At 66.5% G+C, this 16821-nt stretch carries 14 protein-coding genes; 6 read left to right on the top strand and 8 right to left on the bottom strand.

Features of this window, described 5'->3' with window-relative positions; translation table 11 throughout:
* The first annotated feature begins 44 nt into the window (after positions 1–44).
* Complete coding sequence (locus ASE66_RS23535) at positions 45–971, top strand: hypothetical protein (protein WP_057192198.1); 927 nt, start codon at positions 45–47, stop codon at positions 969–971.
* A gap of 65 nt (positions 972–1036) precedes the next feature.
* Here ASE66_RS23535 and ASE66_RS23530 read toward each other — a convergent pair whose 3' ends face one another.
* Complete coding sequence (locus ASE66_RS23530) at positions 1037–2674, bottom strand: glucan biosynthesis protein (protein ID WP_244495041.1); 1638 nt, start codon at positions 2672–2674, stop codon at positions 1037–1039.
* A gap of 254 nt (positions 2675–2928) precedes the next feature.
* On the opposite strand from ASE66_RS23530, the gene ASE66_RS23525 reads away from it, so the two are divergent.
* Both ASE66_RS23525 and ASE66_RS23520 read left to right on the top strand, forming a co-directional pair.
* A complete protein-coding gene (locus tag ASE66_RS23525) occupies positions 2929–3948 on the top strand; it encodes a DUF2336 domain-containing protein (protein WP_057192196.1) in 1020 nt (339 codons plus the stop codon).
* 87 nt (positions 3949–4035) lie between these two features.
* Positions 4036–4641: an outer membrane protein gene (locus ASE66_RS23520; RefSeq protein ID WP_156412299.1), complete on the top strand. Its 606-nt coding sequence runs from the start codon at positions 4036–4038 to the stop codon at positions 4639–4641.
* A 168-nt stretch (positions 4642–4809) separates the two neighbouring features.
* On the opposite strand, the gene parC is transcribed toward ASE66_RS23520, so the two are convergent.
* The 3 genes from parC to ASE66_RS23505 all read right to left on the bottom strand — a co-directional run bounded on the left by parC (position 4810) and on the right by ASE66_RS23505 (position 8564).
* A complete protein-coding gene (gene parC, locus ASE66_RS23515) occupies positions 4810–7056 on the bottom strand; it encodes a DNA topoisomerase IV subunit A (RefSeq protein WP_057192194.1) in 2247 nt (748 codons plus the stop codon).
* A gap of 155 nt (positions 7057–7211) precedes the next feature.
* The gene (recO, locus tag ASE66_RS23510; protein ID WP_057192193.1) at positions 7212–7940 is read right to left on the bottom strand and encodes a DNA repair protein RecO; all 729 of its coding nucleotides are present in this window, start codon (positions 7938–7940) and stop codon (positions 7212–7214) included.
* A 240-nt stretch (positions 7941–8180) separates the two neighbouring features.
* Positions 8181–8564, bottom strand: coding sequence for a tautomerase family protein (locus ASE66_RS23505; protein WP_057192192.1), 384 nt, complete (start codon positions 8562–8564; stop codon positions 8181–8183).
* 116 nt (positions 8565–8680) lie between these two features.
* On the opposite strand from ASE66_RS23505, the gene ASE66_RS23500 reads away from it, so the two are divergent.
* Positions 8681–9523, top strand: coding sequence for a LysR substrate-binding domain-containing protein (locus ASE66_RS23500; RefSeq protein WP_057192191.1), 843 nt, complete (start codon positions 8681–8683; stop codon positions 9521–9523).
* Between the two features lie 7 nt (positions 9524–9530).
* Here ASE66_RS23500 and ASE66_RS23495 read toward each other — a convergent pair whose 3' ends face one another.
* From ASE66_RS23495 to ASE66_RS23485, 3 genes are all read right to left on the bottom strand, one after another.
* Positions 9531–11735: a RelA/SpoT family protein gene (locus ASE66_RS23495; RefSeq protein WP_057193305.1), complete on the bottom strand. Its 2205-nt coding sequence runs from the start codon at positions 11733–11735 to the stop codon at positions 9531–9533.
* 172 nt (positions 11736–11907) lie between these two features.
* Entirely contained in the window at positions 11908–12297 is a 390-nt protein-coding gene (rpoZ, locus tag ASE66_RS23490; protein ID WP_057192190.1) for a DNA-directed RNA polymerase subunit omega, read from the bottom strand.
* Between the two features lie 123 nt (positions 12298–12420).
* Positions 12421–13308, bottom strand: a complete 888-nt coding sequence (locus tag ASE66_RS23485) for a LysR substrate-binding domain-containing protein (RefSeq protein WP_057192189.1) — start codon at positions 13306–13308, stop codon at positions 12421–12423.
* Positions 13309–13426: 118 nt separating this feature from the next.
* Between ASE66_RS23485 and ASE66_RS23480 the strand changes: the two genes are divergently transcribed.
* Complete coding sequence (locus ASE66_RS23480; protein ID WP_156412298.1) at positions 13427–14137, top strand: FMN-dependent NADH-azoreductase; 711 nt, start codon at positions 13427–13429, stop codon at positions 14135–14137.
* A gap of 11 nt (positions 14138–14148) precedes the next feature.
* On the opposite strand, the gene ASE66_RS23475 is transcribed toward ASE66_RS23480, so the two are convergent.
* The gene (locus ASE66_RS23475; RefSeq protein ID WP_057192187.1) at positions 14149–15855 is read right to left on the bottom strand and encodes an ATP-binding protein; all 1707 of its coding nucleotides are present in this window, start codon (positions 15853–15855) and stop codon (positions 14149–14151) included.
* 204 nt (positions 15856–16059) lie between these two features.
* Between ASE66_RS23475 and ASE66_RS23470 the strand changes: the two genes are divergently transcribed.
* Positions 16060–16809: a pyridoxine 5'-phosphate synthase gene (locus ASE66_RS23470; protein ID WP_057192186.1), complete on the top strand. Its 750-nt coding sequence runs from the start codon at positions 16060–16062 to the stop codon at positions 16807–16809.
* Positions 16810–16821: the final 12 nt, after the last annotated feature.

The following is a 16821-nucleotide window of genomic DNA, read 5'->3' as shown; positions in this document are numbered from 1 at the left end:
AGACCCGGGTGAAACCGGGCCATCCGCTATCAGCAGGAGTAGCCATGGTTATCGCGATCGCTCCCGGCAGCGCCACGATCACCGCCAACAAGGGCGGCTCGCGCACCGACATCCATGTCGGCACCGAACACGCTCTGCTTCATTGCACGACCAAGGCCCGCCGCACCGCCGCTGACGAGGCGGCTGGGCATCCCGGTCATACCGGCCCGATGATCACCTGCACCGGCACCGTGCTGATGTCGGGCGATCCGGCCAATAGGCAGGACAAGGTCGACCTGATGACCAATTGGGAGTTCGGGATGATCCTGGTCTCAGACCTCTTGGTCTACGAGGCACAGTATGCCGGGCGGATGGCCAATGAGGGCAGCATCGTCGTCAATCTCAAATCGGCCTTCGGTACCAACCCCTCGCTGGACGGCGACGGCGATCTGCCGACCGTCGACGAGATGATCTTCGATCCGAGCAACCAGATCATCACTGACCAGACCACCGGCACCAAGGGCTTCCTGGTAACCTACAAGTTCGGCGACCACCCCAACAATCCATTTCCCCTGCGCCAGACCAATGCCGTGGCGCATTCACCGAACTTCCTGCACACAGCGCGACGCGACGAGGGCTTCATCGCCTATTTCGTCGCCAGGGAAGGCGGCAGGACGGTCCATCACCTGGCGCGGATCGGCTGGCACGTCATCTGGCACGGCACGCTCGGCTGGACTTCGCCGACCGCCAAGCCGACGGCCAGCATGGTGACCTCGCGCATCGATATCGGCCAGCCTACCACCGACGCGGTCGACAACACCGCCTTTCCGCGTTCGGCCGCCATCGCCAAGAACCCCCAGCGTCCAACCTGCAACGAGCAGGACGGCACCGCCTTCGACAGGGGCTACGGCCCGACCGCGAGCGCGTCGGTGCGGGCGGAGTCGACCACACGGCCCAGCAACCTGCCGAGCGGTTTCTTCCCGACGCCGTGAGTCAGCTCTCCCCCAAAGCTGCCACGGCTGCCCCGTCGGTTCAGTGGCCGGGGTGACACGGCCGCCTAGGTGGTCGGCGCGGTCCAGGACGTGGTCCAGGTCTCGCTGAGCGTGTGCCTGGCCGTGCGCAGGAAGACACGCAGGTCGGTGCGTTCGCCCGGGCGCACGCTGACATTGACGATCGCCCGGAAGCCCTTCGCCGCGAAGTTCGGGTCGAGTGTCGCGCTGGCGACGGTGCCGGCCGAGACCGTCGCGACCACCGAGACGCGCTTGGGATCGGAGAGATAATATTCGAGGTCGCCGGCGTTGAAGTCGACGATGAAGCGCCGCTTCGCGAGACCTGCTGCCGCGTCGAGTTCTTCGCGGGCGGCAATGCTGCTCTGGACCTGCGCCATCGCATGCAGCGTCTCGGTCGTCGACACCGTGGTGATGCGATAGCTCAGCTCGGTCGGCTGGCCGCTCGGCAAGGGCGTCTTCGGCGTCCAGCAGCAGACGATGTTGTCGAACTCCTCGCCCTGGGTCGGGATCTCGATCAGGTCGACGCGCCCCTCGCCCCAGTCGCCGGATGGTTCGACCCAGTAGCCCGGTCGGGCGTGGTAATGCGCCTCCAGATCCTGGTAGTGGCCGAATTCGCGGTCGCGCTGGATCAGGCCGAAGCCGCGCGGATTGCGGTCGTGGAAGGACGAGATCGTCAGCGCCTGCGGATTGCGGATCGGCCGCCAGATCCACTCGCCCGCGCCGGTCTTCAGCATCAGCCCGTCGGAATCGTGGACCTCGGGTCGAAAATCGGTTCGCTGCTCGCGGTCGCCCTCGCCAGCGAGGAACATCGAGGTCAGCGGCGCGATGCCGATGCGCTCGATCGTCCGACGCGGCACGATCGTCGCCGTGACGGCAACGCTGGTCTGCTGGCCGGGCGTCACGACATAGCGGAAGGCGCCGCTGACCGAGGGCGAATCGAGCAGCCCGTAGATGACGAGGTCGACGCTGTCGGGCTGCGGCTTGTCCAGCCAGAGCGCCCGAAAGAACGGGAACTCCTCGGCCTGCTCGCCGCCGACATCGAGTGCGAGCGAGCGCGCCGAGAGGCCATAGCGATGGCCACGCCCGAGGAAGCGGAAATAGCTGGCGCCGAGGAACGAGATCACCTCGTCCTGCAGCTTCAGGTCGTTCAGCGTCGTCGTAACGGCGAAGCCGGCGAAACCGAGCGAGACCGGCAACTTCTGCGGCACCTGCGCTTTGCCGTATTCGAACAACGCCATGTTGAACGGCAGCGGGATCGCGGTACCGTCGCTGACCACATGGATCGGCACCGGCTTGTCGTGCAGGAAGCCGAGATGGAACAGGTGCAGGCGATAATCCGAGCCGCCATCCTGCCAGAGCGCCTTGTCGCGGCGGAACCTGATCTCGCGATAGCTGTCATAGCTCAGTGATTTCAGGGCATCGGGAATGGCGGGAGCGCTCGTGTCGAACGGACGGGCCGCGAGTTCGCGGGCCTGGCGGACGACATCCTCATAGCCGAACGTGCCACGCCGTGGCTCGGCGGGCGGCGCAGCCGCCGGCGGACGGCCGTCCTGAGCGTGGAGGGGCGCGGCGAGCCCGATCCAGCCCAAGGCAGCCAGCAGCGCGCGGCGTGACAATCCGGCCGCTGCAGATCTCGGCTCGTCGACGAAGGGGCGGCTTTGCGCGTCGGATCGGTTTTTCATCATGCTCCGCATCGTCTGTCGGCTCGATGGCCGCAAAAGGGCGGCGACCTGCCAACGTGATGTTGAGGGCGAAGTTCCGTTGCGCAGGATGCTGTATCATCCAATAAATGGAGATTTCCGACACACTGCAATCTATAGTTGCATAAAGAAGTACTGAAAACACTGAAGAATCGTCGGCCGGCTTAAGACTAAATCAAATGGAGGTCGGTAGCGTCCGGCTATAGCCGTAAACGTGATGCCCGCCGGAAGTCGCGCCGATGCTCCATACCCTGACCCGCATGCCGGCCGACATGTCGTCCGAATCCCGGCGCAAGCTGCTCAATGCGGTGACCGACCTGTTCCTGCTCGATTCCGAGCCGAGCGAGGTGGCTCAGGAGCATTACGGCGAGATCGCGCTGCGCTCGCTGCCCCATCTCGACACCGAAGGCCGGCGTCACTACGCCGACAACGTCGCCGCGACCGAAACGCTGCCGCATCGCGTCGCAGTCTCGCTGGCGAACGATGCCGATGCCGGCGTGGCGCGACTCGTGCTCAAGCTCTCCCCGGTCCTGACCGATACGGACCTCGCCGCCATCGCCATCAGCCAGACGCAGGCGCATCTCGTCGCCATCGCCGAACGGGCCCGCCTGTCGGAGGGCGTCACCGACATCCTGGTCGAGCGCGGCGACAACGCGGTGCTGCGCAGCGTCTCGGTCAATGAAGGCGCGCAGTTCTCCGATCGCGGCTTCGACCGGCTGCTGCAGCGCGGCGGCGACGATGCGGCGGTCGGCGAGGCGCTGGCGCGCCGCTCCGATCTGTCGCCGCAACGGGCCGAGCGCGTGCTGCGCATCGTCGGGCAGATGTCCGATCCGAGCAGCGAGACCGGCTCGCACCAGGCCGCGACGATGGCGCGGCAGGCGCGGCAGCAGCGCCGGGAGGTCCGGCTGCTGATCGCCGACCTCCAGGCCGGCACGCGCAGTATCGGCGAGATCGTCGACATGCTGGCGGAGGAAGACCGAGCCTTCCACCTCGCCCAGGTGATCGCGATCAGCGCCGAGATCACCAGCGAGCAGGCCCTGCGCGTCCTGATGCAGCGCGATGTCAGCGGCATCGCCGTGCTGGCGCGCATGCTCGGGCTCGGCAAGGACAATTTCCAGGCCATCCTAACCCTGCGCGGGCGCCGGCTCTACTTCAAGGCCAAGGACATCGAGGACGACCTCAAAGCCTATGAGGGGCTCGACACCGCGACCGCCGAACGGACGATGCGCTTCCTGCGCCTCAAGACCAAGCTCAGCTAGTTGGTAGGCATAGCGCCACAAAAGCGCGACAATCCGGCCCTCATCTGCTATGCCATGAGCATGATCCTGGCCGTCGGCACCGCACGCATGAGACTTCTTTCAGCCGGCGCAGCCCTGGCCGCATTGATGGCGACCGGTGCCCCGGCGCAGGCGCAGGCCTTCCTGCCGCTCTCCGGCTTCGGCATGCTGCCCTCATTCGCCTGGTCGCCGCCGACCCTGTCGCCCGGCGGCGTCCAATGGGAAGGCTCCTATGCCCGCATTTCGAGCGGCTTCCAGGTCACCAGCTCGAAGCATTTCGGCACCTCGGCCGGCCCAGTGATCGGGCTGGAAGCCGGCAAGATGTGGCGCGACGGCGATTTCATCTACGGGATCGCCGGCGTGCTCGACTTCGCGCCGAGCTTCGGCGGCTACAACAATCCGGGCTTCAACCGGGCGACCTATAGCCGCGAGATCGCCGGCGCCTTCCAGCTCAAGGCCGGCGTCTTCGCGACGCCCGACGTGCTGCTCTATACTACGGTCGGCCTGGCCGCGGCCAACGAGACCTACCGCTATGGCGCGACCGCGTTCTCGACGCCGTTCTCGCGCTCCGACATCGCCGTCAGACCGGAGGCGCGCGCCGGCGTCGCATGGGCGGTGACCAACAATGTCACGCTCGGGCTAGAGGTCGGCGTCATCGGGGCGGAAATCCGCTGAGGACGCGATTCAAGGCGCTGGCGGATTGATTCAGCGTATCGGCGCAAGTCTCTGATCAACCAGCATCATTCTCGGGAGAAGCGCAGACCCGAGAACCTCTCGGCGAGAAGGCTATCGCAGCCCCCCGGCCTGAGATGCTCGGGTCAAGCCCGAGCATGACGCAGTTCACTAGCCCCCGAACTTGTTGTTCTTCGGGAAGCCCTTGGGCGGCAGGCGGCCTGCCTCGGCGCGATGGCCGAGCCATTCGATCAGCTCGGCCTGCGCCACCGTCCAGGTCCGGTTCGAGGAATCGAGCCAGGTCAGCCCGTCCTCCAGCTTGAAGGTCTTGGCGTCCGACAGGCCGCCATCCTTGTAGCGCTGCAGTCTGACGCCCTTGCCGCGGCTCATCTCCGCGACTTCGGAGAGCGGGAAGCAGAGCAGCTTGCGGTTCTGGCCGATGATCGCGACATGGTCGCCCTCGGCCGGCACGACCAGCATCGCCTCGACCGGCGCATCGACGTTGAGCACCTGCTTACCCTTGCGGGTGTTGGCGACGACGTCATCGCTGCCGACGACGAAGCCGCGCCCCTCGGTCGTGGCGACGAGGAGCTTCAGGCCAGCCTTGTAGGGGAAGGCCGCGACGATCTCGGCGCTCTCCTCCAGCTCGATCATCAGCCGGATCGGATCGCCGAAGCCGCGTCCGCCCGGGAGCTTCGACGCCTCCAGCGTGAAGATCTTGCCGTTGGTCGCCGTCACCAGGATCTTCGCGGTGGTCTCGCTGAAGAAGGCGGTGCGGAGCGCATCGTCGCCCTTGAAGGACAGGGTCGAGAGGTCCTGGACATGGCCCTTCAGCGCCCTGATCCAGCCCTTCTTCGAGATCACCACCGTCACCGGCTCGCGTTCGACCATGGCCTGGGCCAGGTCGATATCGGTGGTGTCGGGCATGTCGGCGAAGGTGGTGCGGCGCTTGCCGATCGCCGTCTCCGGGCCGAACAGCTTCTTCACCTCGCGGATGTCCCAGGAGATGGTCTTCCACTGCTGGGCTTCCGAGGCGATCAGGCCCTCGATCTGGCCCTTCTCCTTGGTCAGTTCCTCGAACTCGGTCTTGAGCTGCATCTCCTCGAGCTTGCGCAGGGCGCGCAGGCGGGTGTCGAGGATGGCGTTGGCCTGGACTTCGTTGAGTCCGAAGGCCTTCATCAGCTCGAGCTTCGGCTCGTCCTCCTCGCGGATGATTTTGATCACCCGGTCGAGATCGAGATAGACGATCAGCAGGCCGGCGAGGATTTCGAGGCGCTTCTCGATCTGGCCGAGGCGGAAGCGCGAGCGCCGGATCAGAACCTCGCGGCGATGGTCGAGCCAGGCGCGCAAGGCCTCGGCGAGGCTGAGCACGCGCGGCACCACCCCGCCGGTCAGCACGTTCATGTTCATCGGAATGCGCGATTCCAGCTCCGAGAGCTTGAACAGCGATTCCATCATCAGGTTGGCGTCGACATTGCGGGCGCGCGGCTCGATGACGACGCGGATATCCTCGGCCGACTCGTCGCGCAGGTCGGCGACCAGCGGTAGTTTCCGGTCGTTCAGGAGCTCGGCGATCTTCTCGATCAGCCGGCCCTTCTGGACCCCGTAGGGGATTTCGGTGACGACGACGAACCAGGTGCCCCTACCCTGGTCCTCGACATGCCAACGTGCCCGCGTGCGGAAGCCACCGCGGCCGGTGCGGTAAGTTTCGACCATCGACGAGCGGCTCTCGACGATGATGCCGCCAGTCGGGAAGTCGGGCCCCGGCACGAAGGTCATCAACTGCTCGGAGGTCGTCTCCGGATGCTGGATCAGATAGAGCGCGGCGTCGCAGAGTTCGGCGGCATTGTGCGGCGGGATCGATGTCGCCATGCCGACGGCGATGCCCTGCGAGCCGTTGGCGAGCAGGTTCGGGAAGGCGGCCGGGAGCACCATCGGCTCCTCGTCCTCGGCATTGTAGGTCGGACGGAAATCGACCGCATCCTCCTCGATCCCGTCGAGCAGGAGGCGCGCGACCTCGGTCATGCGCGCTTCGGTGTAGCGGTAGGCGGCGGCGTTATCGCCGTCGATATTGCCGAAATTGCCCTGCCCGTCGATCAGCGGATAGCGCTGGGCGAAATCCTGAGCGAGGCGAACCAGAGCGTCGTAGACCGACTGGTCGCCATGCGGGTGAAAGCCACCGATGACGTCGCCGACGATCTTCGCGCATTTCCGGTGAACGACGTCGGGGTTCAAGCGCAGCAGGCGCATCGCATAGAGAATGCGGCGATGGACGGGCTTCAGCCCGTCGCGCGCATCCGGCAAGGCGCGGTGCATGATCGTCGACAGCGCATAGGCGAGATAGCGCTCCTCGAGCGCGCTCTTCAGATCGACGCGTTCGGCTTCCTCCTCCGGAGGCGGCTCGACGGGTTTGCCCATGCTTCTACCAACCTAGTTCGACACGCGGCCCTGCTTGAGGCCGGCACTGGTCCAGACCTCTCGAGACGAGGGAATAAGGACACGAATCACTTGATGCAACGATGCCGTCCGGATGCAAGCGGCGCAAAGCGCCGGCGCCCGAAAACCAGCGGAAATCAGTGGATTCTCGCCGCCAGCTCCAGCAGGCGGGCCCGCTCCGGCGGCTCCTGCAGGCCGCGCGCCTCGTAGAGGTCGCGGCGCAGGAAAAAGCCGGTCAATGCGAAGCCGGCGGCGATCTCGGCCGGCACCGGCTGGCGCGCGCCCTGCCCCTCACTCAGGAAGGCCGGCAAAGCGAGGAGCCGGTCGAGATAGGGCTCGGCGGCCTTGCGACTGACCGCCTTGCCGGATTTCGGCGAGACGTGGCTCAAATCCTCGCGCAGGCCGGTGACCGCGCAGCGTTCAAGTGAGAGCCCGTAGCCGAGTTCCGACAGCATGGCGAGCTCGAAGCGCACCATCAGCGCCGGCGCGATCGCGATCTCGTCGAGATGGGCGAGCAGCACCGCCAGGCCCTCATAGAGGCCGGGATGCGGATCGCGCTCCGGCAGCAGGCGCAGCAGGCCGGCGACATTGGCGAGCCCGTAGAGCGCGACCGGCTGGGCCATCAAACGCGCCGCGTGCGAGGTCAGGAGCTCGATCTTGTATTCGCCGAGATGCTCGTCGAGCCGCGCTCGCCAGGTCAGCGAGACGAGATTGCCGGGCTGCAGTACCGGCTGCTGCTTGCTGGAGCGGCCGCCGCGAACGAGGCCGAGATGGCGGCCATGCTCGCGCGTCATCACCTCCAGGATCACGGCGCTCTCGCCATGCCGCCTGACGCCGATGATGGTGCCTTCGTCGCTCCACTCCATGCGGGGAGAGTTAGGGGCAATGAGGGGTGAGTTTCCAGTGCCTCCGCGCTGAAGGATGTCAGCAAAAGCGCGGGACCCCCTCTCCTGGAAGGAGAGGGGTAGGGGTGAGGTGTTCGGGAGGGGAATCGTGAGCTTGAACTCGTCAGCGCGTTGGGCGCTCGCGGAACTGGTCACAGGGCCTACCCCTCACCCTGCCCTCTCCCTATGGGAGAGGGTTCCCCGCGGTTCTTCGCCCAGTAATTACGCCACGTATTGCGCGACGCCACCACCGAACGACCAGTCCTCGCGCTTGACCTCGACGAGGTTGATGAAGATGTCGTCGGGCCGCAACCCCGGCTCCTTCTGCAAATTCTCGGCAATGGCCGCGTAGAGCGCCTTCTTCTGGGTGACGCCGCGGGTATTGGCGACAGTAAGCTGGATGATCACCAAAGCGTCGCTGCGGTTGAAGCCGAAATAGTTGTTGTCGAAGATGAACTCCTCGGCCTCGTGCTGGTGCACCACGGCGAAGAGGTCGTTCTCCGGCACCTCATAAGTAGCGCGCAAAGCGCGATAGACGCCATCGACGATGGCGGCGGGATGCGAGGCCGGGCGGCCACGACGCATCGAAATCCGGATCAGAGGCATGACAGGCTCCATAGGGCGGGGCGGTCTCTGCCGCCGACGTCCTGAAGCTAGGCTTGTTCATTGGATCTGAAAATACTATCTCTGATGATATCAGTGATCTCAAATTGCGATCTATCATGAGCAGCACCCTCGACCTCGACGGCGTCAGCGCCTTCCTGCGTGCCGCCGAACTCTCCAGCTTCACCCGCGCCGCCGAGGCGCTCGGCACGGCGCAATCCCTGATCAGCACACGGATCAAGAAGCTGGAAGAGGCGCTCGGCCAGTTGCTGCTGCAGCGGCATCCGCGCCTCGTCCGGCTGACCGCCGAGGGCGAGCGCTTCCTGCCGGCGGCGCGCGAGCTGATGGCGGCGCATGAGCGCGCGCTCACCTCCTTCCAGCAGGTCCAGGAGAAGATCACCATCGGCATCAGCGAGCAGGCTGTCGGGGCCGATGCCCCCGCCCTGCTGGCGCGGCTCGCCAAGCACGACCCCTCGCTGGTGATCGGGCTACGCATCGAGCCATCGGCAGCGCTCGATACGGCATTCGAGCGCGGCGAACTCGATGTCGCGGTGATCCGCCGGCTGGGCTCTGGACGTACCGGCGAGGTGCTGCGGCGCGACGCCTTCGGCTGGTTCGGCGCGCCTTCGCTGGCGAAGCCAGACGGGCCGGTGCCGCTGGTCAGCCTGATGCCGGAATGCCGTTTGCGCCGCCACGCCATGGATGCGCTCGACAGCGCCGGCCTGCCCTGGCGCGAGGCCTTCATCGGCGGCGGCATGGCGGCGGTGCTGGCGGCGGTCGAAGGCGGGCTCGGCGTCTCGCCATTGGCGGCGCGGATCGCGCCGCGCGGGGCGGTCGATCTTGGGCCGGAGTGGGGACTGCCGGCGCTCGACAGCTTCGAGGTCGTGCTGCGCAGCAATGTCGCGACGCCGCGCGCCAACGCCTTCGTCAGGGAGCTCGCGGCGGCGTTCCGGGCGGGGTGACGCTTCCTTACGCCACCACGCGCTCGACCCGGCTGATCACCCGCTTCTCGCGCAGTTCGCTGATGATGGCGCTGAGGTGCTTCAAGTCCCAGACCGTCAGGTCGATGGTGACGTCGGTGAAGTCCGGCGTCGGACGGATCATCGAGACCGCGTCGATATTGCCATCGTGCTCGGCGATGGTGGTGGTGATCTGGGCGAGCGAGCCGGGCTCGTTGATCGAGTTGAGCTGAATGCGCGCCGGGAAGCGCTGCGGGCGCTTGTCGTCGAGGTCCCAGCGCACGTCGAGCCAGCGTTCCGGCTCGTTGTCGAAGGCGGCGAGCGAGGGCGACTGGATCGGATAGATCGTCACCGCCTCGCCCGGCGTCAGGATGCCGACGATGCGGTCGCCCGGGACGGCGCCGCCGCCCGGCGCGAAGCGCACCGGCAGGTCGCCGCCGAGGCCGCGGATCGGGATGGCGTCGCTGCCCGGCGCCTCGTCCGGGAGCTTGAATTTGAGGTTCTCGCCCTGGCGCAATTCGAACCAGCCCTTGCCCGGTGGCGTCTTGACGTCGCCGGAGCTGCGCTTCTCCGGTTCGAGGTCGGGATAGACCGCCCGCACCACGTCGCCGGAGAACATCTCGCCGCGCCCAACGGCGGCGAAGACGTCGTCGACGGCCGTGCGTGCGAGCCGCTTCAACGCGGCTTTCAGCTTCTCATCGGAGAAGACCCGTTCGGCCCGCATGAAGGCGCGCTCGAGGATCTGGCGGCCGAGCCCGGCATATTGCCGGCGCACGGCGACACGCGTGGCGCGGCGGATGGCGGCACGGGCCTTGCCGGTCACCACCAGCGATTCCCACGCAGCCGGTGGGGCCTGGCCCTCGGCGCGGGTGATCTCGACCTCGTCGCCGTTCTGCAGCTCGGTCAGCAGCGGCGCGATCCGGCCGTTGATCTTGGCGCCGACGGCGGTGTTGCCGACATCGGTGTGGACGGCATAGGCAAAATCGATCGGCGTCGCCCCACGCGGCAGAGCGATCAGGCGGCCCTTGGGCGTGAAGCAGAAGACCTGATCGTGGAAGAGCTCGAGCTTGGTGTGCTCGAGGAACTCCTCCGGATTATCGCCCTCGGCCAGCAGATCGACGGTGCGGCGCAGCCATTGATAGGCGCGGCTCTCATCGGCGGCGGCAATGACACCGGCCGTGCGCCCGTCCTTGTAGCGGGCATGGGCGGCAATGCCGAATTCGGCGACACGGTCCATCCCGTCGGTGCGGATCTGCAATTCGACGCGCTGGCGGCCGGGGCCGACGACGGTGGTGTGCAGCGAGCGGTAGTCGTTCTGCTTCGGCGTCGAGATGTAGTCCTTGTAGCGGCCCGGCACCATCGGCCAGGTCATGTGGACGATGCCGAGCACGCGGTAGCAGTCCTCCGGCTTGTCGATGATGACGCGGAAGCCGAAGATGTCGGAGAGCTGCTCGAAGGAGACGGATTTGCGCTCCATCTTCTTCCAGATCGAATAGGGCCGCTTGCGCCTTCCATAGACCTGCGCCTCGATGCCGCGCTCGGCGAGCTTGGTCTTGAGGTCGCTCTCGATCTCGCCGATGACCTTGCCTTCGCGCTGCGTCACCTCTTCCAGCCGCTTGGTGATGGTGGCGTGCGCTTCCGGCTTGATATGGCGGAAGGCGAGCTCCTCCAGCTCCTCACGCAGCTCCTGCATGCCCATACGGCCGGCGAGCGGCGCATAGATCTCGATCGTCTCCTCGGCGACGCGCAGGCGCTTCTCGGGCGGCACATAGTGCAGCGTGCGCATGTTGTGCAGCCGGTCGGCGAGCTTGACCAGGAGCACGCGGATGTCGTCGACGATGGCGAGCAGTAGCTTGCGGAAGTTCTCGCCCTGCGCCGCCTTCTTCGAGACGAGGTCGAGCTTCTTAATCTTGGTCAGCCCGTCGACGAGGCGGCGGATATCGGGCCCGAACAGGGTCTCGATCTCCTCCAGCGTCGCCTCGGTGTCCTCGACCGTGTCGTGCAGGACGGCGGCGACGATGGTGGCGTCGTCGAGCTTGAGCTCGGTCAGGATCGCCGCGACTTCGAGCGGATGGGCGAAGAACGGGTCGCCCGAGGCACGTTTCTGCGTGCCATGCGCACGCATGGCGTAGACATAGGCGCGGTTGAGCAGCTCCTCGTCGGTGTTCGGGTTGTAGCGCTTGACCCGGTCGACAAGCTCATATTGCCGCATCATGCCCATGCGGGCCGTACTCCGACGCTCAGTTCAGGGGGATTCGTGTTCAATTGAATTCATTCAGTATCGCCATGTCATCGGCCCTGCGGCAAGACGTATCGACGCGTGTCGGGCATGAAAAAAGCCCGGCAGAGCCGGGCTTTAGCAGATATCGTCAACGCTTTCCGAAGGCTCAATCCTCGTCGTCGGCGCTCTCGGTCGGCGGCACGAGGCCGTCGAGGCCGCGCAGCAGGTCGTCTTCGCTCATCCGGTCGAACTGAACCTCCGAATCGGGGGTGGCGACATGCGACTGCGAGGTCAGCAGCGGCACAGTGTCGGCCTCCGGCTCGTCGACCTCGACATGCTTCTGCAGCGAGTGGATCAGGTCTTCCTTGAGATCCTCGGGGGTGAGCTTCTCGTCGGCGATCTCGCGCAGGGCGACGACCGGGTTCTTGTCGTTGTCGCGCTGGACGAGAATCGAGGAGCCCGAAGCGATCATGCGGGCGCGATGGCTCGCGAGCAGAACCAGCTCGAAGCGGTTCTCGACCTTGTCGATGCAGTCCTCAACGGTGACGCGAGCCATTCGCGGCTCCTTCTGATCGTGCGCGATGCGATGGAAAGGTTGAACGGCGCTCATACAGGCTGCGCGCTGCGGATGCAAGGTTTTGAACCGGCTTGCTGACAGCGTCGATACACCTCGCCCGGATCATGACGCCGCCACCGCCTTCAGCCACTGCCGGACGGCCTCGACATCGGCGCTGGCCATGTTCCGCTCGGTGGCGACCAGGTGATAATGGTGCCCTTCGATCACCGGGCCGAACGGGTGGACGAGCACGCCGCGCGCCAGCTCGTCTTCGATCAGGAACAGGCTGGTGATGACGACGCCCTGCCCCGCAACCGCCGCCTGGATGGCATGGCTTTCGTCGGTGATGTGCAGGCCAGCATCGACATTCAGCCCCGGCACCTGCGCCAAGGCCTGCCAGCGCCGCCAATCCGGCTGCAAATCCTGGCGATACCACTCCGAATGGATCAGCGTCGCGGCGGTGAGATCGGCAGGGTCGCGCAGGCCGAGCGCGGGGCTGCAGACCACGCCGAAGCGGTCCTGGCACAGGACCTCGGACGTGAGGCCCACGAACGGTCCTGCACCGTACCGCACAGCGATGTCGGCGGCGCCGCTCGCCAGATCGACGGCCTCGTCCGAGGCATGCAGCCGCAAGGCGAATTGCGGCCATTGCGCCTGGAAGAGCCCCAGCGCCGGAATCAGGCGGCGGGCGGTGAAGAGCGTAGTCGCACTGATCGTCACCGCGCTGCGCTGGGGCTGTAGAGAGAGCTCGGCGATGGCGCGCGCGAAACTGTCCAGCCCCTCCCTGAGCACGGGATAGAGCTGCGCGCCCGCCTGCGTCAGCGAGACGCGCCGGATATGCCGCTCGAACAGCGGCAGGCCGAGTGTCGCCTCCAGCAGCCGTAACTGGTGGCTGACCGCAGTCGGCGTCACGGCCAGTTCGTCAGCGGCCTTCCGGAAACTCAGATGCCGGGCCGCCGCCTCGAACGCACGGAGCGACGCCAATGGCGGAAGCTTGCGAGGGCTCGTCATAGATGAAACGACCTCACCTATCAGCTGAGGAATTCGCCTTTGTCGTTGCGGTGAATAGCGACCTATCTGATGGAAAGCGAGAGCTTCGCATGAGCTACTCGGTTTCATGGAGATCGTTATGCAGGCCCTTCACATCCTCCAGATCGACGCCAGCGCCCGCCCCGGCTTGTCCGGGATCGACCCTCGCGGATCGCATACGCGCCGCCTGACAAGTCGCTTCATCGAGCGCTGGCAGGCTGCGCGGCCGCAGGACAGCGTGACCTATCGCGATGTCGGGCAGCAGCCGCCCTCGCCGGTCAGCGGCGACTGGATCGCGGCAGCCTTCACCCGGCCCGAGCGGCGGAGCGAGGCAGCGCGGGCCCAGCTCGCCGAGAGCGACGCCCTGATCAACGAGCTTCTGCGCGCCGACCTAATCGTGATCGGCGCACCGATGTACAATTTCGGTCTTCCCGCCCAGCTCAAGGCCTGGGTGGACAATGTCGTGCGCGTCGGCGTCACCTTCGGCTTCGACCGCAGCCGGCAGGGCGAGCCCTATTGGCCGATGCTGTCGCCCGGCAAACGGCTCGTCATCCTCTCCTCGCGCGGCGACTACGGCTACGATCCCGGCGGCCGCCTGGGAGAGATCAACCTGGTCGAACGTGGCCTCACCGTACCGATGGCCTATCTCGGCCTGACCGACACGCATTCGATCGCCATCGAATATGACGAGTTCGCCGATGAGCGCCTGCGGGCGTCGATCTCCGCGGCCGAGAGCGCGGTCGATGAGCTGGTCGGGAAACTTGCGCGCGACGCGATAGACGCAGCAGCGCCGGCTCTGGCAGTGGCCTGACGATCGGAGCGTCAGAGCCCGCGCATGCGTGCGACGAGTTCCTCGACCAAGGGCTCGCGGCGGTCGGCCTCCGAGGGCAGACGGCCGGCCATGGCCGGCAGCTCCTCCGGCCGTTGTTCCAGGAAGCGCATGCGCATCGTCGTCGCCACCGCCTCGCCGAAGGCGATCGCCTCGCGGTTCCCGATCGAAGAGAGGAAGGCGATGGTGCTGGCCGAGGCGTCGGCGATCGCGGCGCGTATGATCTCCTGGTCGCGGTCATTGCCGAGGCGCATGGCGAAGACGGTCGAGCATTGCGACAGGATGGTCGGGTCGAGCTCGCCCGGGCGCTGCGTCACGATGCCAAGATAGGCGCCGTATTTGCGCCCTTCCTTGGCGATGCGGGCGATGGCCTGGCGCGTCGGCGCAAAGCCGAGCGCCGGGTCCTGCGGCACATAGCGGTGGGCCTCCTCGCAAAGCAGCAGGATCTCGTAGCTGCCGTGGCTCGCCATGGCGAGATCGAAGGCGAGCCGCGCCAGGCTGGAGGCGACCGCGTTGACCACCTCCGACGGCAGCCCGGCGAGCTGGAACACGGTGATCGGACGGCCCCGATGCGGCACGCGGAAGATCTGGCTGATCACCGGCGCGATCGTCTCCATGCTGTTGGCATGGGCGAAGAGGAAGCCATAGCGCGGATCGCCGTGCAGTGCCTCGAGCCGCACCCTGAGCGCCCGCAGGGTCGTGCGAGGATAGCGCAACTCGTGCAAGCCGATCAGCTCGTCGATCGCAGCGAAAAGGTCGGCGAGACGATAGGGCGCCGCGAGTTCGGCCGTTCCGCCGGTTTCGCCGGGCTTGCGCGCGGAGCCAAGGTCCAGCGGCCGCTTCAGTACGCTGCTGCCGAGATCGCGCGCCATGTCTTGGGGGGAGACGACGCGGTAGCGGCTGCGGGCGACGGCGATGACCTCGCGCAGGATCTCGGCCTCGTCCTCCAGTGGCGGGCGGCCGCGGAAGACGATGTCGGCGAACTCCTCGAAGCGGAACAGCCAGAACGGCAGATCGACGGTGCTCGCATCGATCCGGGCCGAGTTCTCCGGGAAGGCGTGGGCGTATTCGTTGTGCGGATCGAGGATCAGCACGCGTAGATTCGGCTTGGCCGCGACCGCCTTGCGCAGCATCAGCGCGACGGCACTCGACTTGCCGACGCCGGTCGTGCCGAGCACGGCGAAATGGCGCGTGAGCAGGCGCTCGATGTCGACGCTCGCCGCGACGCCGGCATCCTGGGTCAGGCAGCCGACGACAACGCCCTTGCGGTGGCCGAGATCGTGGATGTGCTCCAGATCGCGCAAGCGGATGCGATGCGCCAGCGTCCCGATCGGCGGATAGGTGGTGATGCCGCTTTCGAAACGTGCGGTACCGCTCTCGCCGTCGACGACCTCGCCGAGCAGCTCGACCTCGACCGCCACCGCATTGGCTCCGGCCTCGTTCCAGACCGGCTCCAGCGCACGCATCTCGTAGACCAGTCCGACGATGCGGCTTTTCCCGAGGTTGATCGACAGGAGGCGACCGATGGCGCAACCATCCTGCGCACCGGGCGCAGCCCCGGATGCGCTCGCCACGATGGTGGCGCGCGAGCCGGCGCAGGCGATCACGCGGCCAAGTGCGCGGTCGGCCGGCTGGGTCACGTCGCGCCGGTCGGGCGCGATCTTGGTTTCGAACTGACTGTTGTTCGCAGGAAGCTGCATGATGGCGTCGAAACGTCTCCGGAAGCCCGCCAAGGCTAAATTCCGGGGCTTAACAACAGCCACGCCGCATGTTTCGCGAAGTCATCAGACATCGCACGCTATACGCGCATTGATCGATCAAGAATACTGACGGCGTCGATCACATCCCTTGCCTTGAACCCATGCCAAACGCGGCGTAGAGGGCAAAGGACAAGGGGGGCGACGATGACCAAGAACCGCTTGCGCCTGGGCGTGAACATCGACCATGTCGCGACCGTGCGGAATGCGCGCGGTGGCGCCCTGCCCGATCCGGTGCGCGCCGCCCTTCTCGCGGTGGCTGCCGGCGCCGACGGCATCACCGCCCATCTGCGCGAGGACAGGCGCCATATCCGCGACGCCGACATGCAAAGGCTCGCGAGCGAGCTCAGCAAGCCGCTGAATTTCGAGATGGCCGCGACAGCGGAGATGATCGGCCTCGCCGAGAGGTTCAAGCCACACGCAGCCTGCCTCGTGCCCGAGAAGCGCGAGGAACGTACCACCGAGGGCGGGCTCGACGTGGTTGGCCAGGCGGGCGCATTGGCCGCGCCGATCGCACAGCTCAAAGCTGCCGGCTGCCGCGTCTCGCTGTTCATCGAGGCGGACGAGGCGCCGATCGCGATGGCGGCCAAGCTCGGCGCGCCCGTGGTCGAACTCCATACCGGTACCTGGTGCCATGCCGTTGCCGACGGCCACGCCGACAAGGCGCAAGCCGAGTTCGAGCGACTCGCGAATGGCGCGGCCTTCGCTGCCTCGCTCGGGCTGGAAGTCCATGCCGGCCATGGGCTCGACTACGAGACCGCGCGCAAGCTCGCGAGCGTTTCCGCCTTCGTCGAGTTCAACATCGGCCATTTCCTGGTCGGCGAGGCGATCTTCGTCGGCTTCGAAACCGCGATCGCCGTGATGCGGCGGGCGATGGACGAAGGCCGCGCCGGCTAGATCGCCCTGCCG

The sequence above is a fragment of the Allobosea sp. Root483D1 genome, from assembly GCF_001429505.1.
Classification (GTDB): Bacteria; Pseudomonadota; Alphaproteobacteria; order Rhizobiales; family Beijerinckiaceae; genus Allobosea.
Note: the sequence above shows the minus strand (reverse complement) of the source record. Positions and strands in the feature narration are given on the sequence as shown.